Genomic DNA, 22,311 nt, shown 5'->3' on the forward strand with positions numbered 1-22,311 from the left:
CCGTTACTCTTGGCTCTTGGCTTGGCCCAGGAGATTGTTGACGAAATCAGGCAAGCCCCGCGCATGACCTGTATCGACATCGACGACCGTGCTCATGCCGACGCGGAGCGGCGGTTTGCCCTGAGAGTCGTCGATGCTGACGCGCATCGGAATACGCTGCACGACCTTCACCCAGTTGCCGGTCGTATTCTGTGCCGGCAGCAGCGAGAAAGAAGAACCCGATGCCGGGCTGATGCTCTCGACCTTGCCCTTCCACAGGACGCCCGGATAGGTGTCGACGTAGATATCGACCGACTGGCCGGGCTTGACGTAGGTGAGTTCGGTTTCCTTCGGGCTTGCGGCGATCCACAGGTGCGAGGTCGAAACAAGCGAGAAGGCCTGCTGTGAAGCCTGCAGGTAGGAGCCGACCTGCAATGCGTTCACGTTGGTCACGACGCCATCGAACGGCGCCTTGACGACGCTGTGATCGAGCTCGCGCTGAGCGTTGTCGACCTGCGACTTGGCCTGCAGGTACAGCGGATTTTCCTCGACTGGCTGGTCGGCATTGCCGCCGAGCTGGGCAAGCGTCGTTGCGGCTTCCGCCTTGGCGACCGAAACCTTCTGCTGCGCGGCCTCGAGATTATGCTTGGCTTCGTCATAGGCCGATTGCGTCGCGCTGCCGTTGTTGACGAGGCTCTGCTGCCGGTCGAACTGCTCCTGGTAATAGGGCAGATCGGCTTCGGCCTGGGTGATCTCGGCAAGCGACTGCTGGTAGCTGGCCTTGAGGTTCATGATCTGGTTGCGCTGCGCGCCGAGCTGCGCCTTGGCGCCGTCAAGCGCGATCCTGAAGGCGTCGGACTGCAGGCTGAAAAGCACCTGTCCCGCCTTGACCTGTTCGTTCTCATGCACGTTGATCTTCGCGACGATGCCCGAAACATCGGTCGTGATGCCCACCATGTCCGCCTGGATATAGGCGTTGTCGGTCGACATGACCTGGCCGCCATTGACGTAATAATAGCCGCCGACGACGAGCGCCAAAGGCAGCAGGGCAAAGAGGACGGGGCGGGTGAAGCTGCGCCGGCGGCGGACCTTGTTGCCGCCAGGCGCAGCCACCGCGGCAGCCGCGGGCGCTGAATTGGATGAAGGCGCCTCAGCCACCGTTTCCGGTTGTTGGGGAATGTCTTTTTCTTCGAGAGGGTTCTTGGCATTCGCGTCGGACACGACGCGCAGCGAGGATTGGTCAGCCATGTTTTGTCTCATTCTCGGCGACCGGAGACCGGCACGCCTGCACCAGGTTCGTCTTCATTACGGACAGGATGTGGAAAAGCTGGTCGCGCTGTTCGGGCGTGACGCTTTCCAATGCTTCGCCGCGCGTCACGTCGCCGATTTTGCGCATTTCGGCGAGAATCGGATGGGCTGCTTCACGCATGTAGAGCAGCCAGATGCGCCGGTCGGTCGGATGCTGGCGGCGTTCGATCAGGCCGCGCTCGGCAAGCTTGTCGAGGATGCGGACCAGCGTGATCGGTTCGATTTCGAGGATCTCGGCAAGCCCACTCTGATGGATGCCTTCATTATTGGCGAGATAGGCAAGTGTCTGCCACTGAGACCGCGTCAGCCCAAGGTCCTTTGCGCGCTGCTCAAACCGCTTGCGAAGCAGGCGGGCAACGTCGTGCAGAAGAAAACCGAGTGTTGGATTGTTGGTCATATACCTTCGCCGGCTAGTAATAAGCATCCTTATGATGTTAATAGATATATTGAGCATGTACGGCGCACAAGGATGCAGCCTCAAGATTCCGCACCTGCGGCCAAAATGCCGCAGCCGGCACTAAGGAGGGCCTTCGATCCGGTCTTTCGAGAGATTCAAGCAGCGGCCGAAACTCGTCACAGCAATGCGATAAAGCGACACATCGGCAGAAGTGCCGGGGTTAGAGGAACTCCAAATCAACGCAATCAATTGACATTTGCAATTTTTGGATTCTCCCGTTTATAGTCTGCCTTCATAGAGTTAGGGGGGAAGCAGAATTTTCTCCCTCCGGTTGATTTCGAGGCGCTGGCTTGCACCTGTCATCTTCCCGGCAGCCAAGCATGACTAGAATTCGGACTTGGGACGAAGGCTCATGCTTTCGTTCCAGCAGGTATGAACAGCTTATCTCAAGCATAGGTTCAGGCGGCTGCATTCGGCCGCCCGCAAGGGGGACCGGAATGGCTTATTCACTTCGACAGACACTAGCGCTCGGCTGCTTCGCGGCCCTCCTGCCGCTTACCGTTGAGGCGCAACAGGCGTCTGCTCCCCCACCCGTCACCGTTGCCAAGCCCGTGGTGCGCGATGTGGTCGACAATGATGAGTTCATCGGCCGCTTCGAGCCTGTCGATGAGGTATCCGTCCGCTCGCGGGTCGGGGGTTACCTGCAGGAGATCGACTTCACCGACGGCGCTCTGGTGAAACAGGGCGACCGCCTCTTCGTCATCGATCAGCGCCCGTTTGTCACCGCGCTCAATCAGGCGAATGCCGCGCTCGAGGCGTCGAAATCGGCTCTGGTCTTTGCCGATGCGCAATATAAGCGCGCCCAGTCGCTGGCTTCGAGCGGCAGCCAGTCGGCGCAGACGCTGGACGATCGCCGCCGCGAATTCGATTCAGCCCAGGCCAATGTCCGCGGCGCTCAGGCTGCAGCCGATCGCGCAGCTCTCGACATGGAATATACGGAGATCACTGCGCCGCTCAGCGGCCGCATCGACCGGCGCCTGATCTCTGCCGGCAATCTCGTGCAGACAGATCAGACCGTGCTCACGACGATCGTCTCACTCGATCCGATCGATTTCTATTTCGATGTCGACGAGCGCCGCCTGCTCAATTTCGCTGACACTGCACGCAAGCTCGGCAAGGACCTCCAGCAGGGCGGCGGCGGACTGGATGTGACAGTCACGATCTCGGATCCCAATGCCAAGCCATTCAAGGGAAAACTCGATTTCGCCGAGAACCGGATCGACAATGAGAGCGGCACCATTCGTCTGCGTGCCCGCTTCCCCAACCCCGATCTCGTCCTTCAGCCCGGCCTCTTCGGCCGCATTCAGGTCGAAGCCTCGAATACCTATCAGGCCGTTCTTGTCCCCGACGAGGCGATCGGTTCCGACCAGAACGAGCGTGTCGTTTACGTCGTCGGCGCCGACGGCACGGTTTCGACCAAGCCCGTGAGGCCCGGCCCGCGGCTCTATGGCTACCGCGTCATTCGCGAGGGACTCGACGGCACCGAGACGATTATCGTCAATGGCCTGATACGCGCTCGGCCCGGCGCAAAGGTCACGCCTCAGATGACCGAATTGCCGAAGGAGCGGACGGACGCGCCGCCGGAAACCGCCGGTGCGGAGAGCGGCCAATGAGATTTGCCCATTTCTTCGTGGACCGGCCGATCTTTGCGGCCGTCATCTCCATTGTTCTTCTCGTCGTCGGCAGTATTGCTTACACGCAATTGCCGGTCTCCCAATATCCGGAGATCGCACCGCCGACCATCGTCGTTCGCACCTCCTATCCAGGCGCCGACCCGCAGACGATCGCCGATACGGTTTCGACCCCGCTCGAACAGCAGATCAACGGCGTCGAAGACATGCTCTACATGTCTTCTTACTCCAGCGCCGACGGCGCCATGTCGCTGACGATCACCTTCAAGCTCGGCACCGATCTCGACAAGGTGCAGGTTCTTGTGCAGAACCGCGTTTCCATCGCCCTGCCCCGTCTTCCCGAGGAAGTCCAACGGCTTGGCGTGACCACCGACAAGAGCTCGCCTGACCTGATGATGGTGGTGCATCTGCTGTCGCCGTCGCATCGTTATGACCAGCTCTACGTCTCGAACTATGCGCGCAACCGCATACGCGACGTTCTCGTGCGCCTTGATGGCGTCGGTGACGTGCAACTCTTCGGTGAACGCCAGTATTCGATGCGAATTTGGCTGGACCCGGAGAAGCTCTCCGCCTACGGGATGACTTCAGATGACGTCGTCGCCGCATTAAGAGACCAGAACGTCCAGGTATCGGGAGGCAAGATCGGCGCTCCGCCGGTGACCGGCAAGAATGCGTTCGAATATACGGTACGAACGGACGGGCGTTTCTCGGATGTCCGCCAGTTCCGGTACGTCATTGTGAAATCGACGGCCACCGGCCGGCTCGTGTCGCTGCAGGATGTCGCCCGTATCGAACTTGGCGCACAGGATTACGTCACCAACAGCTATCTCAATAATGACCCTGCCGTTGCTCTCGGCATCTTTGCCCGGCCAGGAACCAACGCACTGGATACCGCCCATCAGATCCAGGCCATCATGAAGGACCTGTCTCAGAATTTCCCGCAGGGGCTGGAATATCGCATCGTCTATGACACGACCGAATTCATCTCGGATTCGATCTACGAGGTCTATAGGACCATCGCTGAAGCGGCGATCCTCGTGGCGATCGTCGTCCTCGTTTTCCTGCAATCCTGGCGAACCGCCCTCATTCCGATCATCGCCATCCCCGTATCGCTGATTGGCACTTTCGCAGTCCTGCTCGCCTTTGGCTTCTCGCTCAACATGCTCACCCTGTTCGGCCTCGTACTGGCGATTGGTATCGTTGTAGACGATGCGATCGTGGTGGTGGAAAATGTCGAGCGAAACCTGGCGCGCGGCATGACTCCGAAACAGGCGGCGCACGTCACGATGGACGAAGTCGGAACCGCCGTCGTCGCCATCTCGCTGGTGCTGATCGCAGTCTTCGTGCCGACGGCCTTCATTCCGGGGATTTCCGGTCAGTTCTACAAACAGTTTGCGGTGACGATATCAGTCACCACGGCAATTTCCGCATTGAATTCACTGACCCTTTCGCCTGCGCTCGCAGGCATCTTGCTCAAAACCCATAATCATGAAAGCAAGCGCAGGAATATCTTCTCCCAGTTGGGGAGCGGTCTTGCAAATGGCTTCAACCGCGGCTTCGATCGAATGAGCTTGGGCTATTCCTGGATCGTCCGGCATCTGGTCAGCAGCTGGGTCGGATTGACCGCTTCGCTCGTCGTCTTCGCCTGCCTGCTGGGCGCGACCTGGTATATGGGACAGAAGGTTCCCTCGGGCTTCATCCCGACTATGGACCAGGGTTATGCGATCGTCGTCATCCAGCTTCCGGACGGCGCCTCGCTGGCACGTACCGACGCCGTCGTCAAACAGGTGGGTGACATCGCCCGCACGGTGCCAGGCGTCGGTAATGCCGTGCAGTTTGCCGGTTTCAGCGGGGCGACCTTTACCAATGCCTCGAATGCCGGCGTCGTCTTCGTCCCGTTCAAATCCTTTGCCGACCGTGAAGAAGGCGGCGAGACCGCCAACAAGATCATCGGCGAGCTCTACGGCAAGCTTCAGAGCATCCAGGAAGCCTTCATCATTGCCATCCCGCCGCCATCCGTGCGTGGCGTCGGCAATTCGGGCGGCTTCAAGATGCAGATTTTGGATCTTGAGAGCTCTGACATGACGCGTGTCCTGGGTCTCGCTCGCCAGATGATGGGCGCCGCTGCAACGACCCCGGGACTGACCGGCGTCTTTACGACATTCTCGGATGCAAGCCCGCAATATTTCCTTGCAATCGACCGCGACAAGGCACGTTTCCTGAACGTGCCGATCCCCAATATCTTCAACGCATTGTCCATCAACCTTGGTGTCGCCTATGTGAACGATTTCAATGCGTTCGGGCGCGTCTACCAGGTTCGCGCCCAGGCTGACCGGCAATATCGCATGGATAGGGACGACATTCTCGCGCTGAAGGTTCGATCGGCAACCGGCGCGCTGGTTCCGCTTGGCACCCTGATGGATATCCAGGATTCCAGCGGTCCGGCACTTGTCCAGCGCTACAACATGTATGTCTCGGTGCCGCTTCAGGGCAATCCGACGCCCGGCACATCGACCGGCGACGCGATCAAGAAGATGGAAGCGCTGGCGGGGCAGATCCTGCCGCCCGGAACGAGCTTCGAGTGGACTGAGCTTGCCTATCAGGAAACCCACACCGGCAACACCGCGATCTATATCTTCGCCCTATCGGTGATCTTCGTCTTTCTTGCGCTTGCGGCACAATATGAAAGCTGGGTCCTGCCTCTGGCAATCATCCTCATCGTTCCGCTCGCAGTGCTCGCCGCATTGATCGGCGTGTGGCTCAGGGGGATGGACAACAACGTCCTGACACAGATCGGCCTGATCGTGCTGATTGGTCTTGCTGCCAAGAACGCCATCCTGATCGTCGAGTTTGCAAGACAGGCGGAAGAGGAAGGGAAAAGCGTCGTGGATGCCGCAATCGAAGCAAGCCATCTTCGCCTGCGCCCGATCCTGATGACGGCCTTCGCCTTCATTTTCGGCGTCCTGCCGCTTGCCATCGCCACCGGCCCCGGTGCTGAAATGCGTCAGTCGCTCGGCACGGCCGTCTTCTCCGGCATGCTGGGTGTAACGTTCTTCGGCCTGTTCCTGACGCCGGTCTTCTACGTCGCGCTGCGCCGCTGGCGCAAAAAGCCGGCGAAGGTACCGGCTGCTCATGCAGATGCCGAGGAAAACGCAGCCTAGAGCAACTCCAGCAGCAAAGGTGCTTAGCGGTCCTGCCTCCGGAATTGCGAGAAAACAAAGGGAGGACATTTCGTGTTTCGAAGAAAAACGGAAATACTCTCAGGCTCAGGTGGAGAAGAGGTGAACCTGCCCCTGCCAGAAACGGGCAACGGAGAGCTTGCCGCTCCTGAAGGCGCGGGTATCGAGGTTCAGCCGCATCGGCTGTACATCCGGCTGGTCGCTGGGTGTATGTCCGTGCACGATGAGTTTCGGCAGCGGCAGTGGGCTTTCCAGGAAGCGCTGGCGGATGAAGGCCAGGTCGTCATCCGCTTGCTCTTCGAGCGGCACGCGCGGATCGATACCGGCATGCACGAAGACGACGTCAGGCGTATCAAGCATGATCGGCATGGCGCGGATAAAGTCGATATGCGTATGCGGCAGCGACTGGCGGATGAAGGCGTCCAGCTGCGCACCGGAGCGGAAGACAAGCGGCAGATGATCGGGATCGAGGCCGTAAGATCGCAGAAGCTCGGCAGCACCCATGGTCATCCAGTCGTCATAGGATGCCCAGCCGTCGATATAGTCGAGCATGACGATCTCATGGTTGCCGGCAAGGCAGATGCGCTCGAAGCCTTCGGGCGCCGGATCCATGAGATGGCTGAGGACATGCGCCGATTGAGGGCCGCGATCGACATAATCGCCGAGCATGACGATGAGCTTGGTGCCCGGCAGATGCTCGGCATCGCGCACGATCGCCTCTTCGGCTTTCTGCAGCAGGTCGAGACGCCCGTGCACGTCGCCAATGGCATAGGTCGGGACTTCGGCTATATCCATGCTCACGCGCGGACGCGGCTGACGTCCAGCCTTCGAACCCTCGCGGTTTCGTGCAAGAGAATCGCTCATCATCATTCCTGATCACTTGGCCGTCCCTTAACCATAAGTAGAGCATACGGCAAGGCGATCAAGCTGGTAAGAAAATTCGGCCGGCCGGGCTTTTGTGGAAAAACCGGCCTTACCTAAGCCGATGCAATCGCGCACTTTTTTAACACTAGGAAAGAGTGGCAGATGGGCACCGTATCGCAGTTGCACGACAATGTGCGCCCTCCGGCGCACCGCATCGAGACCGAGGAAGAAGCCGTCTCCGCGGCCCGCAAGCTTGCGGCTGCCTTTCGCCGGCAGGCAAACGAGCGCGACATCAACCGCCTCATGCCCAATGCCGAGCTCGACACGCTCTCGCAATCCGGCCTGACGGCAATCACCGTGCCCCCGGAATATCAGGGACTCGATGTTTCGAACGCCCTGCTCGCCGAGATCGTCGCCATCATCGCCGAAAGCGACGCCTCGATCGGCAGCGTGCTGGCATCTCACTTCCGCGTGCTGGAAGGGCTGCGCAACCAGCCTTCGGAAGAGCTGAAGAGCACCCTCTTTGCCCGCGCACTGGACGGCGACCGTTTCGCCGCCACCCGCTTTAGCGATCAGGCAACCCTCGTTGCCGAAGGCTCCGGCTTTCGCCTGACAGGCCGGTCGGAACAGGCACCAGCCATTCTCTTTTCCGACTGGATCGCCGCGGCAGCGATCGATCCCGGCGGCCGCAGGGTAACGCTCCATCTTCAGCGTGACAGCGACGAATTGCAGGCGGTGGACGATTGGGACGCCTTCGGCCTGCGCACCAACGGCACGGCAACGCTGATTGCCGGCAAGCTGCATGTGAATGCCGATACCGTCACCGCCGCCCTATCCGGCGATTACGCCACGGAAAAATCCTTGGGCCTTCTGCTCCAGGCAGCCGTCGGCCTCGGCATAGCCCGTGCCGCCTTTTCCGATCTGCTTGTCATGGCGAAGGACCCCTCTGCCCTCTCTGGCAAAATCGGCGAGCATGCAATCCGTATCGAAACCGCGACCGGGGCACTGGAACAGGCGGGCCGCAAGCTTGATATCGCCCAGGTAAGCCCCGCCGAAGCAGCCATGGCGGAAGCCTGTTTCTCCGCCTCATCCGCCTGCCTTGTCGCAACCGAGGTGGCGCTGAACACGGCAAATGCTCTCTTCGAACTGGCCCGAGGTGCGACCGGCAGCATAGCGCTCAACCTCGACCGTCACTGGCGCAACGCCCGTATTCACGACATGGCGATTCACCGCGAGCCACTGCTGAACGCAGCTGGGGCGCATATTCTGAAAATCAGGGAAAACTGAAGCAATTCCAGCAGAAGTGTACAGCGGTTTTGCTGGAATTGCGGAAAACGAAGAGAGCGGATCAGCTCGCGGCAGAAACCGGGAGCTTCTCCTCGACGGTTTCGATACCGCCTCCGGCAACGAACTGCTCGAGCGTCATATTGTCGAGAATGGCGGCGATCGCGTCCCGGACTTCGGTCATCGAGCGCCGCACCTGACAGGTCTCGGGATCGGCACAATCGTCGCAGGCCTCGTAAGCCGTGCGGCTCGCGCACCGGATCGGCGCAAGCGGCCCATCCAGCGTGCGGATGACGTGACCGATGCGAATCTCCGACGCGGGCCGCGAGAGCGAATAGCCCCCGCCCGGCCCCTTCTTCGATCGCAGAATGCCGACATTGCGCAATTCCAAGAGGATCGTATCGAGAAACTTCTTCGGGATGTTGTTGCGCGAGGCGATATCGTTGATGAAGGCGGTTTCGCCCGGCGCCAGCCGAGCCAGATCAACCAGTGCCTTCAATCCGTATTTTCCCTTTTTCGTCAACATTTGGGTCGCCCTGCACTTTGCGGCATTATGCTTTTGTAATAGCAGGCAAATAGAGTCAAAACCATGAAGAGACAACAAAATAACCCGTTTTTATAGGTTATTTTGGCGATTTATGTTGCCGCAAAACCGCTCTTCCGAAGTCTTCTGAAGTTTAATGCCGGTCCCCACACCAACAGGCTGATGCGGGACCGGAAATCGCGGGAGCTAGACTGTTTTCAGCATGCCGCCATCGACGAAATAGGTAGAACCGATGCTATAGCTCGACCGGTCGGAGCAGAGGAAGACGAAGAAGTTTGCGAGCTCCTCCGGCGTGCCGAAACGCTTGGATGAGGCATGTTCATCTGCCACGCTCTGCAGGTAACCCTCCCAGTCACCGCCAGTCTCGGCCGTCAGTTGCTTGGCAGTCTTGATCCAGTCGGGTGTCAGGATGAGGCCGGCATTGACGCAATTGACGCGAATCTTGTCCTTCACGAGCTCAGTGGACAGCGTCTTGGAAAACATCATGAGCGCCGCCTTTGTGACATTGTAGATCGGCTCGTACCACAGCGGCTGCACTGCGCAAATCGAGGCATTGTGAAGGATTACCCCGCCGCCGCGCTTCTTCATCTGCGGCGCAATTCCGCGGGCAAGGCGCACCGCGGCCATCACATGCAGATCAAAATACGCCTGCCACTTCTCGTCGGGCGCTTCCATGACAGTCTCGTTTGAGCCGGTGCCGGCATTGTTGATGAGAATATCCGCTCCACCACGGTCGGCTGCCGCCGCGATGATCGCCTCCGTACCTTCGATAGTCGCCACATCGCTTTCGACCGCAATGGCACTGACGCCGTATTTTTCAGCGATGCGCACGGCTTCGGCATCCAGCCGCTCGCGTCCACGCGCAGACAAAATGAGGTTGGCGCCCTCGGCCGCCAGCCCTTCGGCGATCGCCAGCCCGATGCCGACGGAACCGCCGGTGATGACCGCAGTCTTTCCCTTCAATCCCAGATCCATGAAATCCTCCCGAATGCGGCCGGCAGCTCCGGCCGATCCGTCAACTCTTCCGGCATTGGTTCTGCCCGTCAAGCCGTGACGGAAAATCATCGGCGTCAGAACCCGATCCCTCTTGCCGCAAGCTGCGATCTGTCGCATGCCTGCAGGCGTGGCGGAGGAATTTTCATGCGACTTTATTCAGCTTGCATCGAATGGCTGTTTGCCGAAGAAGGCGATCATTTCGCTGATCGCATCCGCCGCGCCCATGCCGCCGGTCTCGAGGCGATCGAATTCTGGCGCTGGACGGACAAGGATCTCGACGCGATCGAAGCTGCATTGAAGGAAACCGGCCTCAAGGTAACGAGCCTTGTCGCCGAGCCGATGATTGCGCTCACCAACGCCGCCAATCGCGAGACCTGGCTGAAAGGCCTTGCCGATTCCGTTGCCGTCGCAAAACGCCTCGGCGCGCCTGTCCTGATCGCGCAGGCCGGCGACGATCTTGCAGGCTTCACGCGGGATGAACAGCGCAAGGCGCTCACCGAAACGCTGCGGGCCGGCGCCGATATCCTTGATGGCAGTGGCGTGCGCCTCGGCGTCGAGCCGCTCAACATCCGCATCGACCATATCGGCTATTTTCTCGATTCCACCAGCGAGGGGCTGGATATCGTCGATGAAATCGCCCGGCCGGAAATCGGCATCGTCTATGATATCTATCATTCCGCCGTGATGGACGAGCGCTCGGAAGACGTTCTGGCCGGCCGTGTCGACCGCGTCTTCCACGTCCATGTCGCCGACCATCCCGGTCGCAATGAACCCGGTACCGGCACCATCGATCTCGCCGACCGCCTCAACTGGATCTTCACTGCCGGCTACACCGGAGCTGTCGGTCTTGAATACAGGCCGACAGCATCGGATGCCGATGCGCTAAAAGCGGCAATTGCGACCTTGGGCTGACGCTCAGTATTCTGCCGTCCTCCGGCAGCATCAGCCCGATCACGTTACAAGAGCGCTGTGCTGGTCGGTTTCCGATCCAGGCCTTGCGTGATCGGCAGCTGCCACCACCTTGCACGGACCGGCCGAACGGCGCACGACGATGCGTGACGCGATCATCACGCGTCGGGCAGGCATGCCGGGCAAGCGCGGATTTTCGATACGTTCGAGGAGCAGTCGGAGGCCGACAGCCCCGCCTTCCTGTCCTTCCATCTTCACTGTCGTCAGCGGCGGAGAAATCTGCGTAGCCGGCGAGAAATCACCGAAACCGACGACCGAAACATCGTCGGGAATACGATAACCCTGCCCCAGCAGCTCGGAAACCACCGTCAGCGCCAGTCCGTCATGAGCGCAAAAGAAGGCCGTCGGATGGATGCCTTTTGCTTTGAGGTCCCGGAAGACTTCGCCGAAGCCGATCTGCTCATCGAACCGCAACACATGCAGCGAAACGTCCTCGTGGCGTTCGGCAATCTCGCGCGCGCCATAAAAGCGTTCACGACGGCCACGGAAGCCAGGCGTGCCGTTGACATAGGCGATCGATCGGTGCCCGAGCTCGATAAGGTATTGCAGGACCGCCTGTCCCGCCTCATGGTCAGTCCCGGTAACCTGATCGGCCTGTTCCAGCGGATCGACCCAACCAAAGCGCACGATGGGAACTCCGGTGGCCGTTGCCGCCATGATCGCTTCCCGATCATGCGGTCCGACGAGCAGCAGACCTGCGCAGGAGCGCCCCAGCTCTTCCAACTGATCGGCACTATGGGTCCAGCGGATGCGCAGGGCCATGCCCAGCCGATGGGCCTCGCGCTGCACACCATTCTGGATCTGCATGTAGAGTTCACTGTTGACGGCATCGAGATCATGGAAGACGACGGCGATATCGTTCGTCTGCGATTGGCCGACAGGACGCGTATAGCCCAGCCGCTCGGCCGTCGCGCGGATCAGCGCGCGCGTCTCCTCACTGACGCCGCTCTTGCCTGCCAGCGAGCGCGAGACCGCATATTTCGAGAGGCCGACCTCCCGCGCAATCGTCTGTAAGGTGACTCGCCCCCTGCTTCCCACTCTACACCTCGATTTCCCGTCCGGCTTTCGGAGCGCTTCGCTACACCTTCCCTACCGGAATTGCAAATTCTTGCACTAACAAAACATAACGCTTTACCTAACAATATCCAAATGTATTCTTTCTGTTATCCCATCCTGACGCCAAAAATAACGATAAGGGCTGGGAATTTTTGGAGGAGAACCCAATGATCAAGCTGAAACGTCGTGCGTTTCTGGCCGGGACTTCGGCCGTTCTGATCCTGCCGGCCCTGCCGGTTTTTGCCGCCGACCTCAAGGAAGCGGATATTCTGAAGGAGAAGGTTTCAAGCGGCGCGCTGCCGGCCCTGAAGGACCGGCTGCCGGAAAATCCGCTCGTTGTCAAACCGGTTGAAAGCGTCGGCAAATATGGCGGCGACTGGAATATGGCGCTCGTCGGCGGCGGTTCGCTGTCGATGCTCTTCCGCTATCAGGCCTATGAGCCCCTGCTGCGCTACACGCCCGACTGGTCCGGCGTGACGCTCAACGTCGCCGAAGCCTTCGATGGCAATGCGGATTCCACCGAATACACCATCCGCCTGCGCAAGGGCATGAAGTGGTCGGACGGCCAACCCTATACCACCGCGGACGTGAAATTCTGGTACGATACCATCCTGACCGACAAGCGCGTTGCCGTGAACGGCCAAGGTCACTGGAAAACTGCCGGCAAGCCGGCCAAGCTCGAAATCGTCGACGAACAGACGTTTAAAGTTATCTTCGCAAAACCTAACGGTATGTTCCCGCTTCAAGTCGCCTGGTCCAACAGCGACCACACGACCCGCTGCCCCAAACATTACCTCGAGCAGTTCCATATCGACTATAACCCGAAGGCCGACGAGCTTGCCAGGGAACGCGGTTTCGAAACTTGGATCGCCGCCTTCCAGTCCGCCTCCGGCTTCCAGGACGACAATGCCTTCTTCCTGAACTCCTCGAAGAAGCCCTGCCTGCATGCCTGGATGTTCACGACAGCGCCCGGCGAGAATACCGAACGCGCTATTGCCGAACGCAACCCCTTCTACTGGAAGGTGGATACGGAGGGTAACCAGCTCCCCTACATGGACCGCATCGTCTATCAGATGGTCGCCGATCCGCAGGTGCTGCTCCTGAAGGCCATGCAGGGCGAAATCGACCTGATGGACCAGTATATCGCCACGCCGAACAACAAGTCGGTGCTCTACGATGCGCGCGAACAGGGCAAGTATGATTTCTACACGCTGACTTCGACCGAAGCCAATGTGATGAATTTCGTCTTCAACCTGAACCACAATGACGAGACCAAGCGCCAGCTCTTCCGCAACAAGGATTTCCGCGCAGCACTCTCCATGGCGCTCGATCGCCAGTCGCTGATCGATGCCGTGCTCGTCGGCCAGGGTGCGCCTGCCCAGCCTTCGATCAAACAGACCGATCCGCTCTACAACGAGCAACTCGCCACACAGTTCACGGGCTACGATGTCGACAAGGCGAATGCCATGCTCGATACGCTGATCCCGAAACGCGACGACCAGAACTTCCGTCTCGACGAGAAGGGCCGCCGCCTGACGGTGATCTTCGAGATCGACCAGGCGCGCGCCGTCTTCCTCGATCTGTTCCAACTCGTCATCCCGATGTTCCAGGCGGTCGGCATCGATGCGCAGATGCGCACTATGGACCGTTCGCTTTGGGAAACCCGCGTCCGCCAGGGCCGCGATTTCGATGCGACGGCCCACCAGTTCGGTGCGAATGGCGGCGTCGCTGCGATGCTCGACCCGCGCTACTACGTGCCGACGGATTCGAATGCCATGTACGCTCCGGCCTGGCAGCTTTGGTATCTCGACCGCAACAATGCCAATGCGGAAGAACCGCCGGAAGAAACGAAGAAGCAGCTCGAACTCTACGACAAGCTGAAATCGACCTCCGACCCGGCGGGTCAGCAGGAGATCATGAAACAGATCCTGCAGGGTGCTGCCGACAACTTCTATGTCTTCGGCATTTCCCTGCCGCCGGATGGCTACGGCATCGTCAAGAACAACATGAAGAACATCACCAAGACCATGCCGAATTCCTTCGGCTGGCCGACACCCGCGCCCACCATGCCGGAGCAGTTCTACAAGGTCTGACGGCCTAAAACAGCTTGATGCATTGCAGGCGCCGGCCCCGCTGGCCGGCGCCGCGGCCCCTCCTTTGCCGATGATTGGATGAAGACGATGCTCGACGCCAGAAGACAGAATACCGACACCCTGCGAACGCCCGACTGGTTCAAGACCGCAACGCGCTGGACCCAGCTCACCTTCGTGGAGGACGACCCGGAGAAATATGATCCGGCCTTCTGGGTCGACGTCTTCAAGCGCACGAAATCGAATGCGGTCTGCCTCAGCGCCGGCGGCTATATCGCCTATTATCCGAGCGAAGTGCCCTATCACTACGTAAGCAAATATCTGGGTGATAAGGATATTTTCGGCGCGCTCGTCGATGCCGCCCGCAAGCTCGACATGCATGTCATGGCCCGCGTCGACCCGCATGCGATCCATGACGATGCCGCCAAGGCTCATCCCGAATGGGTGATGATCAATGCCGACGGCACGCCGCGCCGCCACTGGGCCTATCCGGATGTCTGGGTCACCAATGCCTATGGCGATTATAACACCGTCTTCATGCCGGAAGTGGTCAAGGAGATCGTCCGCAAATACGATATCGACGCCGTCTTCGCCAATCGCTGGCAGGGCCATGGCGTCGATTACAGCGAAGACAGCGCCCGCCGCTTCAAGAATATGTTCGGCCACACCCTGCCGAAGAAGCCCGATGCCGAGGATCCGGCATGGCAGGCCTGGGTGCAATGGCGCCGCCGCGTTCTGACCGACATGATCGCCCAGTGGGACCAAGCGGTTAAAGCGATCCGTCCGCACGCGAGTTTCATCCCGAATATGGGCGGCGCCTCGCTGATGGAATTCGACCTCTCGGTCATCGCCAAACACTGCCCCTTTCTCGTCGTCGACCATCAGGGCCGCAAAGGCCTCGAGCTCGGCTGGTCCGCCGGCCGCAACGGCAAGCGCATCCGCGCCACCTTCCCCGATCGGCCTGTCGTCCTCATCACCTCGATCGGTCCTGAGGAGGAATATCGCTGGAAGGATGCTGTCACCTCGGGCGAAGAGATGCAGCTCTGGATCAACGATGGCACGGCCCATGGCCTCTATGCCTGGTTTACCAAGTTCAACGGCGTCGTGCCCGACAAGCGCTGGGTGGAACCAGTCGCCGAGGCCTTTGCGTTGCAGGCAGCCGTCGAGCCGGTGCTCGAAAGCATGCATCCGACGGCCGAAATCGCTGTCATCGATCCCTCAACCACGCTCCGCCACTGGGCGCCGGAAGAGCGACACAGCGCCGAGAAGCATGATCTCGGCTTCTACCATGCCCTCGTCGAAGCCCGCTTGCCCTTCGAGCTTGTCTCCGATCAGGTTCTGACGAAGGAAAATCTCGACCGCTTCAAGCTGATCATTCTCGCCAACGCTTCCTGCCTTTCGGATGCTCAAAACGAGGCGATCCGCGCCTATGTGGAGCGCGGCGGCAGCGTCATCGCCTCCTATGAAACCTCGCTTCGCGACGAGTTCGGCAAGAAGCGTAGCGAGTTCGGCCTCTCCGACGTGCTGGGCGCCAAATTCGTCTCCGGCCCGCGCGGCATCGTCAAGAACACCTATGTAGCGCTGTCGGGCGATCATCCCATCAATCAGGGCTATGACGGTGCCGAACGCATCATCGGCGGAACACGCCTCATCCATGCCAACCCGACCGGCAATGCGACGACGCCTTTCCTCTACGTGCCCGATTTCCCGGATCTGCCGATGGAAGAAGTCTATCCGCGCAAGGCTCCGGAAGGCGCCGGCGTTATCGCCCGTGAAACCGGCAAGGGCGGCCGCACGGTCTATATCCCCTGGAACATCGGCGAAATCTTCTGGGAAGTCTTCGCCGTCGACCATGGAAGGTTGATTGCCAATGCGGTGCGCTGGGCGCTGGGCAAGAACTCGCGCGTCACCGTCGAAGGTCCTGGCGTCATCGACATAGCGCTGCGCGAAAATGCCGAAGGCATCGCACTCAGCCTCTTCAACCTCACCAATCCGATGATGATGAAGGGGCCGATACGCGAAAATTACCCTCTGGCGGCTCAGACGGTTTCAGTGGAAATTCCTCAGGGCCAGTCGGTAGCCAAGGCTTGGCTGACGGTGTCCGACCGCGCCGCAGACTTCAGCGTCAAGGATGGTCGTGCACTGGTGGAGGTGCCGGGCATTGAACGGCTGGAGGTGTTGCACCTCACCTGGAAATGAGGTGGACGAGCCCAAGAGGAACGCTTTCGGCCTGGAGAGGCCGAAAGCGGATGGGAGATCCGAAGGAAGCGCCTGACCGGCGCTCTCAACGGGAGGAGAAACATTCCGATGCTTGGCTATATTTTCAAGCGCGTACTCTACATGATTCCGACGCTGATCGGCATGTCGCTGATCTCGTTCCTGATCATCCAGCTGCCACCGGGTGACTACCTGACCTCGATGATCGCGACGATGAGCGACAGCGGCCAAGCCGTCGATCCCGCGCAGATCGAGCGGCTGAAAGAGATCTACGGCTTCGACGATCCCTTCTACATTCAATATCTCAAATGGATGTGGGGCATCGTCAGCCGCGGTGATTTCGGCTGGTCCTTCGAATGGAACCAGCCGGTCTCCGGCCTCATCTGGGCACGCATGGGCTCGACGCTGGTCATCTCGCTATTGAGCCTTCTCTTCGTCTGGATCGTCGCCCTGCCGATCGGCATTTATTCCGCCGTGCGCCGCCACTCGATCAGCGACCACGTCTTCACCTTCTTCGGTTTTATCGGACTGGCAGTGCCGAACTTCATCCTGGCGCTGACACTGATGTATGTCGCCTATCGTTATCTCGGCCAAAGTGTCGGCGGCCTCAACTCGCCCGAATTTGCCGAGGCGCCCTGGAGCCTCGCCAAGGTCGGCGATTTCCTCGCCCATCTCTGGATACCGATCATCATCATCGGCGCGTCGGGTACGGCCGCCCTCATCCGCATCCTGCGCGCTAATCTGACGGATGAGTTGCACAAGCCCTATGTCATCACCGCGCGTGCCAAGGGATTGCCGGAATACAAGGTGATCATGAAATACCCGGTGCGCATTGCACTCAACCCCTTCGTCTCGGCGATCGGCTGGGTACTGCCGCATCTCGTCTCCGGCGTCACGATTACCGCCATCGTCCTGAATCTGCCGACCGCGGGTCCCCTGCTTTTCCGTGCGCTTGTCTCGCAGGACATGTACCTCGCCGGCAGCTTTATCCTGCTGCTCTCGGCATTGACCCTCGTCGGCATGCTCCTGTCGGACCTGCTGCTTGCGCTGCTCGATCCGCGCATCCGGTTCAATTGAGGAGGCGCCGATGACGCACGAAACATTCGCAACCCATAACGGTCCCCTGCATGTCGCCGCCGACGGCCCTTCGATCAGCCCGCTGAAGCAGGGCAAGACCGTATCGACAGCAGCCATCGGTCCCTGGCGGCTGATTGCCGGCAAGCTGATCCGCCAGAAGGTGGCGATGGTCGCCGGCGTGATTATCCTGCTCCTCTATCTCATCGGTCTCTTTGCCGAATTCCTGGCGCCTTCCCTGCCCACAACCTCCAAGCCGCAATATACCTACGCGCCCCCGCAGGGCCTCAGCTTCTTCGTTACCAAACCGGATGGCAGCTCGGAATTCAATTTCCATGTGAAAGGCTACAAGGTGGAAATCGACAAGGTGGCGCTGAGGCGCACCTTCGTAGTCGACGATAGTAAGGTCGTGCCGGTCGGTTTCTTCGTCAGGGGCCCAGCCTATTATCTATGGGGCCTGATCCCGATGACCACGCACTTCTTCGGCCCGATCAATCCTGACGATCCCATGTACCTGCTCGGCGCTGACCGCCTCGGCCGTGACGTTCTCACGCGGCTGATCTACGGCACCCGCATTTCCATGTCGATCGGCCTCGTTGGCGTCGCCATGTCACTGGTGCTCGGCGTCGTGCTCGGCTCGATCTCCGGCTTCTACGGCGGCTGGGTGGATACGCTGATCCAGCGCGTCATCGAAGTCGTCAGCGCCATGCCGACCATCCCGCTCTGGCTCGGCCTGGCCGCTGCGATCCCACTCACATGGTCGCCGGTCAACGTTTATTTCGTCATCACCATCATCGTCTCACTGCTTGGCTGGACAAGTCTTGCCCGCGAAGTGCGAGGCCGCTTCCTGGCACTGCGCAGCGAGGATTTCGTGACCGCCGCGAAACTCGACGGCTCAAGCGAAGCAAGGCTGATCTTCCGCCACATTCTGCCCTCGCTGACGAGCCATATCCTCGCCGTCGTCACACTCGCAGTGCCGACGATGATCGTTGCCGAAACCTCGCTTTCCTTCCTCGGCATCGGCCTCAAGCCGCCTGTTGTCAGCTGGGGTGTGCTGCTGCAGGACGCCCAGAACATCCGCACGGTCGCGACCGCGCCCTGGCTGCTGATCTGGCCGTCACTGGCGGTCGTCATCGCCGTCCTGTCCTTCAACTTCTTCGGTGACGGCCTGCGCGATGCGGCCGACCCCTATGACAATTGAGGAGGAAGCCATGACCGATCTTCCCGATGACGTCGTCCTCTCGGTTGAAAACCTCTCGATCGACTTCCGGCTGCGCACGCATATCCTGCACGCCGTCGAAGATGTCAGCTTCCAGCTCAAGCGCGGCCAGACGCTCTGCCTCGTCGGCGAAAGCGGCTCGGGCAAGAGCGTGACGGCCCGCTCGTTGTTGCAGATCGTCGACAAGCCCGGCACCATCGTCGGCGGCCGGATCCTCCTGCGCAACGGAAGCGAGATCACCGATATCGCCACCTTTCAGCCCGGCAGCCGCACCATGCGGGAGATCCGCGGCCGGCGTATCGGCCTTATCTTCCAGGAGCCGATGAGCTCGCTCTCACCGGTCCACACGATCGGCTCGCAGATCGTCGAGGCGATCCGCCTGCACAGCAATCTCGACAAGAAGGCGGCCCGTGCCCGCATGGTCGAGCTGCTGCGGCAGGTCGAGATCCCCAATCCCGACAAGATGGCCGATCGCTACACGTTCGAATTCTCCGGCGGCATGCGCCAGCGCGCCATGATCGCCATGGCGCTAGCAGGCAATCCTGACATCCTGATCGCCGACGAGCCCACGACCGCTCTCGACGTGACGACGCAGGCAGAAATCCTCGATCTCATCAAACGCCTGCAGGTGGAGCGCGGCATGGCGATGCTGCTCATCACCCATGATATGGGCGTGGTCGCGGAAGTGGCTGACGACGTCGCCGTCATGCGCTTCGGCCATATCGTGGAGCGCGGCTTGGTCGATACCATCTATCACGCCGCCACCCATCCCTATACGCGCCAATTGCTGGCCTCGACGGTGAAGCTCACCCATCACGTCGAAGGCAGGCTGCCGGCCATCGCGCTCTCACCGGAAGCGCCGCAGCCGATCCTGTCGGTGCGCAATCTCAGCAAGACCTTTGGTTGGCACGGCAATGCCAATACGCTGCGCGCCGTCGACGACGCCAATTTCGACCTCTATCCCGGCGAAAACCTTGGCATCGTCGGTGAAAGCGGCTCGGGTAAGACGACGCTCGGCCGCCTTATCCTGCGCACCGTGGAACCGACGACCGGTACCGTCCTCTATCGCGGCAGGGACGGAGGCGAGACCGACGTCACCAAGCTCGGCAAGAAAGAGCTTCGCAACTTCCACCGCGAAGTCCGCCTAGTCTTCCAGGATCCTTTCGCCTCGCTCAACCCACGCATGACCGTCAAAGAGGTGATCGGCGACCCGCTGATCGTCAACGGCCTTGCCAAGGGCAAGGCGCTGGAAGATCGTGTCGCCGAATTGATGCGCCTCGTCGGCCTCGATCCGATGGGCATGGAGCGCTATCCGCACGCTTTCTCGGGCGGCCAGCGCCAGCGCATCGGCATCGCCCGCTCACTCGCGCTCGATCCGCGCATCATCATCGCCGATGAAGCAACCTCGGCGCTCGACGTGTCCATCCGCAGCCAGATCCTCGACCTTCTGCTCGATATCCGCCAGCGGCTGAACCTGAGCTTCATCTTCATTTCCCACGATATTTCCGTGGTACGCTACTTCTGTGACCGCGTGGCCGTCATGCATCGCGGCAAGATCGTCGAACTCGGCGAGGCCGAACAGATCTGCACCGCGCCGCAGGAAGCCTATACGAAGAGCCTCATTTCAGCCGTTCCCAATCCCGACCCGCGCGATAAGCGCATGCTGCACCGGCATCGTTTCATCGCTACCGCCAATGCCTGAGGATGTTCCAGTGCCGAAATTCTCCGCCAATCTTTCCTTTCTCTATCAGGACCTCGCCTTCCTTGACCGTTTCGCCGCCGCCGCAAAAGACGGCTTCGGTGCGCTCGAATATCTCGGCCCCTATGCCGAACCGAAGGAAAAGGTCGCCGATGCGCTCAAGGCAAACGGCCTGAGGCAGGCGCTCTTCAACGTTCCCTCTGGCGATTGGGCCGGCGGCGAACGCGGCATTGCCTGCCTGCCGGATCGCATCGAGGAATTCCGCAACGGCATTTCGCTGGCCCTCGACTATGCCAAGGCGCTCGCCTGCCCGCAGGTCAACGTCATCTCCGGTCTCGTGCCTGATGGTGCCGATCTCGATACGCTGGAGAAGGTGCTGGTCAAGAACCTGAAATATGCCGCTGAGCGTGCTGCCGACGCCGGCGTGAAGCTGCTGATCGAGCCGATCAACTTGCGCGATATTCCCGGCTTCTTCCTGTCCAGCACCGATCATGCCGAGCGCATCCTCGACAAGGTCGGTTCCGACAATCTCTACATCCAGTATGATTTCTACCACATGCAGATCATGCAGGGCGACCTGATCCCAGCCTTCATCCGGCTGAAGGACCGGATCGCCCATGTGCAGATCGCCGACAATCCCGGCCGCAACGAACCCGGCACGGGCGAGATCAATTACGGCTTCATCCTCTCCGAACTCGACCGCCTCGGCTACGACGGTTGGGTTGGCTGCGAGTACAAGCCCAAGGCCGGCACCAGCGAAGGTCTTGGCTGGATGAAACCCTATCGGAAATGAGCGAGACATGAATATCGGTTTTATCGGACTGGGCGTCATGGGCCGCCCGATGGCGGAACACCTGATCGATGCCGGCCATTCGCTGCATCTGAGCCGCGTGAAGGAAGCCTCCCAGCATCTCGTCACCAAGGGCGGCAAGCCTGCTCACAGCGCTAGGGCTGTCGCGGAAGCCGCCGACATCATCATCCTGATGCTGCCGGATACACCTGACGTCGAAGCCGTGCTCTTCGGCGATAACGGTGTTGCCTCCGGCTTGTCTGCAGGCAAGCTCGTCATCGACATGAGCTCGATCTCGCCTGTCGCCACCAAAAGCTTTGCCAAGCGCATCGAAGCGCTCGGCTGTGACTATCTCGATGCGCCGGTCTCCGGCGGAGAGGTCGGCGCCAAGGCCGCCTCGTTGACGATCATGATCGGCGGCAAGGAAGAAGCTTTCGAGCGCGCCCGGCCGCTCTTCGAGAAGATGGGCAAGAACATCACGCTGGTCGGCGGCGTCGGCGACGGCCAGACGGCCAAGGTCGCCAACCAGATCATTGTTGGCCTGACCATCGAAGCCGTCTCCGAAGCTCTGCTCTTTGCCAAACGCGCCGGCGCCGATCCGGCCAAGGTTCGCGCCGCCCTGATGGGGGGCTTTGCCGCCTCGCGCATCCTGGAAGTTCACGGCGAACGCATGGTCAAGGAAACCTTCGATCCCGGTTTCCGCATCCGCCTGCACCGCAAGGACATGACGCTTGCCGTAGACGCCGCCCGCGCGCTTGATCTGTCGTTGCCGAACACGGCGGCCACCCAGCAGCTGATGAATGCCGCTGTTGCCAATGGCGACGGCGAACGCGACCATTCCGCCCTTATCCGGACGCTCGAACTCCTCGCCGGAGGGCCGCGCTAGATCAGGACCACCTAGAACACCCGGACAACATCTTCGATTGCCTCCTGCCGGAGCCTTTTCTCCGGACGG

The 22,311-nt window shown here is 60.4% G+C and carries 17 protein-coding genes; 11 read left to right on the forward strand and 6 right to left on the reverse strand.

Features of this window, described 5'->3' with window-relative positions; genetic code table 11:
* Positions 1 to 3: 3 nt before the first annotated feature.
* Entirely contained in the window at positions 4 to 1,227 is a 1,224-nt protein-coding gene (locus tag KQ933_RS15060; protein WP_216755634.1) for an HlyD family secretion protein, read from the reverse strand.
* Complete coding sequence (locus KQ933_RS15065) at positions 1,220 to 1,684, reverse strand: MarR family winged helix-turn-helix transcriptional regulator (protein WP_216755635.1); 465 nt, start codon at positions 1,682 to 1,684, stop codon at positions 1,220 to 1,222. Before KQ933_RS15065 ends, KQ933_RS15060 begins: the two co-directional genes overlap by 8 nt.
* 497 nt (positions 1,685 to 2,181) lie before the next feature.
* Between KQ933_RS15065 and KQ933_RS15070 the strand changes: the two genes are divergently transcribed.
* Both KQ933_RS15070 and KQ933_RS15075 read left to right on the forward strand, forming a co-directional pair.
* On the forward strand, positions 2,182 to 3,357 hold the full coding sequence (locus tag KQ933_RS15070) for an efflux RND transporter periplasmic adaptor subunit (RefSeq protein ID WP_216755636.1): 1,176 nt from the start codon (positions 2,182 to 2,184) through the stop codon (positions 3,355 to 3,357).
* Positions 3,354 to 6,536 carry an efflux RND transporter permease subunit gene (locus KQ933_RS15075; protein WP_216755637.1) on the forward strand — a complete coding sequence of 1,061 codons (3,183 nt, stop codon included), beginning with the start codon at positions 3,354 to 3,356 and terminating at the stop codon, positions 6,534 to 6,536. The genes KQ933_RS15070 and KQ933_RS15075 overlap by 4 nt, the downstream gene beginning before the upstream one ends.
* Before the next feature lie 105 nt (positions 6,537 to 6,641).
* Here KQ933_RS15075 and KQ933_RS15080 read toward each other — a convergent pair whose 3' ends face one another.
* Entirely contained in the window at positions 6,642 to 7,418 is a 777-nt protein-coding gene (locus KQ933_RS15080; protein ID WP_216755638.1) for a metallophosphoesterase, read from the reverse strand.
* Positions 7,419 to 7,580: 162 nt separating this feature from the next.
* Here KQ933_RS15080 and KQ933_RS15085 point away from each other — a divergent pair, with 162 nt between their 5' ends.
* Positions 7,581 to 8,705, forward strand: coding sequence for an acyl-CoA dehydrogenase family protein (locus tag KQ933_RS15085; protein ID WP_216755639.1), 1,125 nt, complete (start codon positions 7,581 to 7,583; stop codon positions 8,703 to 8,705).
* A 61-nt stretch (positions 8,706 to 8,766) separates the two neighbouring features.
* On the opposite strand, the gene KQ933_RS15090 is transcribed toward KQ933_RS15085, so the two are convergent.
* Both KQ933_RS15090 and KQ933_RS15095 read right to left on the reverse strand, forming a co-directional pair.
* Positions 8,767 to 9,228 (reverse strand): Rrf2 family transcriptional regulator, encoded by a 462-nt coding sequence (locus KQ933_RS15090; protein ID WP_113428484.1) that lies wholly within the window; start codon positions 9,226 to 9,228, stop codon positions 8,767 to 8,769.
* 204 nt (positions 9,229 to 9,432) lie between these two features.
* On the reverse strand, positions 9,433 to 10,221 hold the full coding sequence (locus KQ933_RS15095) for an SDR family NAD(P)-dependent oxidoreductase (protein ID WP_216755640.1): 789 nt from the start codon (positions 10,219 to 10,221) through the stop codon (positions 9,433 to 9,435).
* Positions 10,222 to 10,386: 165 nt separating this feature from the next.
* Here KQ933_RS15095 and KQ933_RS15100 point away from each other — a divergent pair, with 165 nt between their 5' ends.
* On the forward strand, positions 10,387 to 11,154 hold the full coding sequence (locus KQ933_RS15100) for a TIM barrel protein (RefSeq protein ID WP_216755641.1): 768 nt from the start codon (positions 10,387 to 10,389) through the stop codon (positions 11,152 to 11,154).
* A gap of 39 nt (positions 11,155 to 11,193) precedes the next feature.
* On the opposite strand, the gene KQ933_RS15105 is transcribed toward KQ933_RS15100, so the two are convergent.
* Positions 11,194 to 12,249, reverse strand: a complete 1,056-nt coding sequence (locus KQ933_RS15105) for a LacI family DNA-binding transcriptional regulator (RefSeq protein ID WP_216755642.1) — start codon at positions 12,247 to 12,249, stop codon at positions 11,194 to 11,196.
* 185 nt (positions 12,250 to 12,434) lie between these two features.
* On the opposite strand from KQ933_RS15105, the gene KQ933_RS15110 reads away from it, so the two are divergent.
* The 7 genes from KQ933_RS15110 (at position 12,435) to KQ933_RS15140 (ending at position 22,242) form a co-directional block, all read left to right on the forward strand.
* Positions 12,435 to 14,360, forward strand: coding sequence for an ABC transporter substrate-binding protein (locus KQ933_RS15110; protein ID WP_216755643.1), 1,926 nt, complete (start codon positions 12,435 to 12,437; stop codon positions 14,358 to 14,360).
* Positions 14,361 to 14,447: 87 nt separating this feature from the next.
* The gene (locus tag KQ933_RS15115) at positions 14,448 to 16,556 is read left to right on the forward strand and encodes a family 10 glycosylhydrolase (RefSeq protein WP_216758918.1); all 2,109 of its coding nucleotides are present in this window, start codon (positions 14,448 to 14,450) and stop codon (positions 16,554 to 16,556) included.
* A gap of 108 nt (positions 16,557 to 16,664) precedes the next feature.
* Positions 16,665 to 17,651 carry an ABC transporter permease gene (locus KQ933_RS15120; RefSeq protein ID WP_037104433.1) on the forward strand — a complete coding sequence of 329 codons (987 nt, stop codon included), beginning with the start codon at positions 16,665 to 16,667 and terminating at the stop codon, positions 17,649 to 17,651.
* A 10-nt stretch (positions 17,652 to 17,661) separates the two neighbouring features.
* On the forward strand, positions 17,662 to 18,849 hold the full coding sequence (locus tag KQ933_RS15125; RefSeq protein WP_216755644.1) for an ABC transporter permease: 1,188 nt from the start codon (positions 17,662 to 17,664) through the stop codon (positions 18,847 to 18,849).
* Positions 18,850 to 18,859: 10 nt separating this feature from the next.
* Positions 18,860 to 20,569: an ABC transporter ATP-binding protein gene (locus KQ933_RS15130; protein ID WP_216755645.1), complete on the forward strand. Its 1,710-nt coding sequence runs from the start codon at positions 18,860 to 18,862 to the stop codon at positions 20,567 to 20,569.
* Positions 20,570 to 20,579: 10 nt separating this feature from the next.
* Positions 20,580 to 21,359, forward strand: coding sequence for a 2-oxo-tetronate isomerase (gene otnI / locus KQ933_RS15135; protein WP_216755646.1), 780 nt, complete (start codon positions 20,580 to 20,582; stop codon positions 21,357 to 21,359).
* A gap of 7 nt (positions 21,360 to 21,366) precedes the next feature.
* Positions 21,367 to 22,242 carry a 2-hydroxy-3-oxopropionate reductase gene (locus tag KQ933_RS15140; RefSeq protein WP_216755647.1) on the forward strand — a complete coding sequence of 292 codons (876 nt, stop codon included), beginning with the start codon at positions 21,367 to 21,369 and terminating at the stop codon, positions 22,240 to 22,242.
* Positions 22,243 to 22,311 lie beyond the last annotated feature (69 nt).

Source organism: Rhizobium sp. WYJ-E13 (genome assembly GCF_018987265.1).
Taxonomy (GTDB): domain Bacteria; phylum Pseudomonadota; class Alphaproteobacteria; order Rhizobiales; family Rhizobiaceae; genus Rhizobium.

Bases quoted from the DNA above. Each gene is read 5' to 3' on its own strand.
- KQ933_RS15060 (WP_216755634.1), bottom strand. From the start codon at position 1,227: ATGGCTGACCAATCCTCGCTGCGCGTCGTGTCCGACGCGAATGCCAAG.
- KQ933_RS15065 (WP_216755635.1), bottom strand. From the start codon at position 1,684: ATGACCAACAATCCAACACTCGGTTTTCTTCTGCACGACGTTGCCCGC.
- KQ933_RS15070 (WP_216755636.1), top strand. From the start codon at position 2,182: ATGGCTTATTCACTTCGACAGACACTAGCGCTCGGCTGCTTCGCGGCC.
- KQ933_RS15075 (WP_216755637.1), top strand. From the start codon at position 3,354: ATGAGATTTGCCCATTTCTTCGTGGACCGGCCGATCTTTGCGGCCGTC.
- KQ933_RS15080 (WP_216755638.1), bottom strand. From the start codon at position 7,418: ATGAGCGATTCTCTTGCACGAAACCGCGAGGGTTCGAAGGCTGGACGT.
- KQ933_RS15085 (WP_216755639.1), top strand. From the start codon at position 7,581: ATGGGCACCGTATCGCAGTTGCACGACAATGTGCGCCCTCCGGCGCAC.
- KQ933_RS15090 (WP_113428484.1), bottom strand. From the start codon at position 9,228: ATGTTGACGAAAAAGGGAAAATACGGATTGAAGGCACTGGTTGATCTG.
- KQ933_RS15095 (WP_216755640.1), bottom strand. From the start codon at position 10,221: ATGGATCTGGGATTGAAGGGAAAGACTGCGGTCATCACCGGCGGTTCC.
- KQ933_RS15100 (WP_216755641.1), top strand. From the start codon at position 10,387: ATGCGACTTTATTCAGCTTGCATCGAATGGCTGTTTGCCGAAGAAGGC.
- KQ933_RS15110 (WP_216755643.1), top strand. From the start codon at position 12,435: ATGATCAAGCTGAAACGTCGTGCGTTTCTGGCCGGGACTTCGGCCGTT.
- KQ933_RS15115 (WP_216758918.1), top strand. From the start codon at position 14,448: ATGCTCGACGCCAGAAGACAGAATACCGACACCCTGCGAACGCCCGAC.
- KQ933_RS15120 (WP_037104433.1), top strand. From the start codon at position 16,665: ATGCTTGGCTATATTTTCAAGCGCGTACTCTACATGATTCCGACGCTG.
- KQ933_RS15125 (WP_216755644.1), top strand. From the start codon at position 17,662: ATGACGCACGAAACATTCGCAACCCATAACGGTCCCCTGCATGTCGCC.
- KQ933_RS15130 (WP_216755645.1), top strand. From the start codon at position 18,860: ATGACCGATCTTCCCGATGACGTCGTCCTCTCGGTTGAAAACCTCTCG.
- KQ933_RS15140 (WP_216755647.1), top strand. From the start codon at position 21,367: ATGAATATCGGTTTTATCGGACTGGGCGTCATGGGCCGCCCGATGGCG.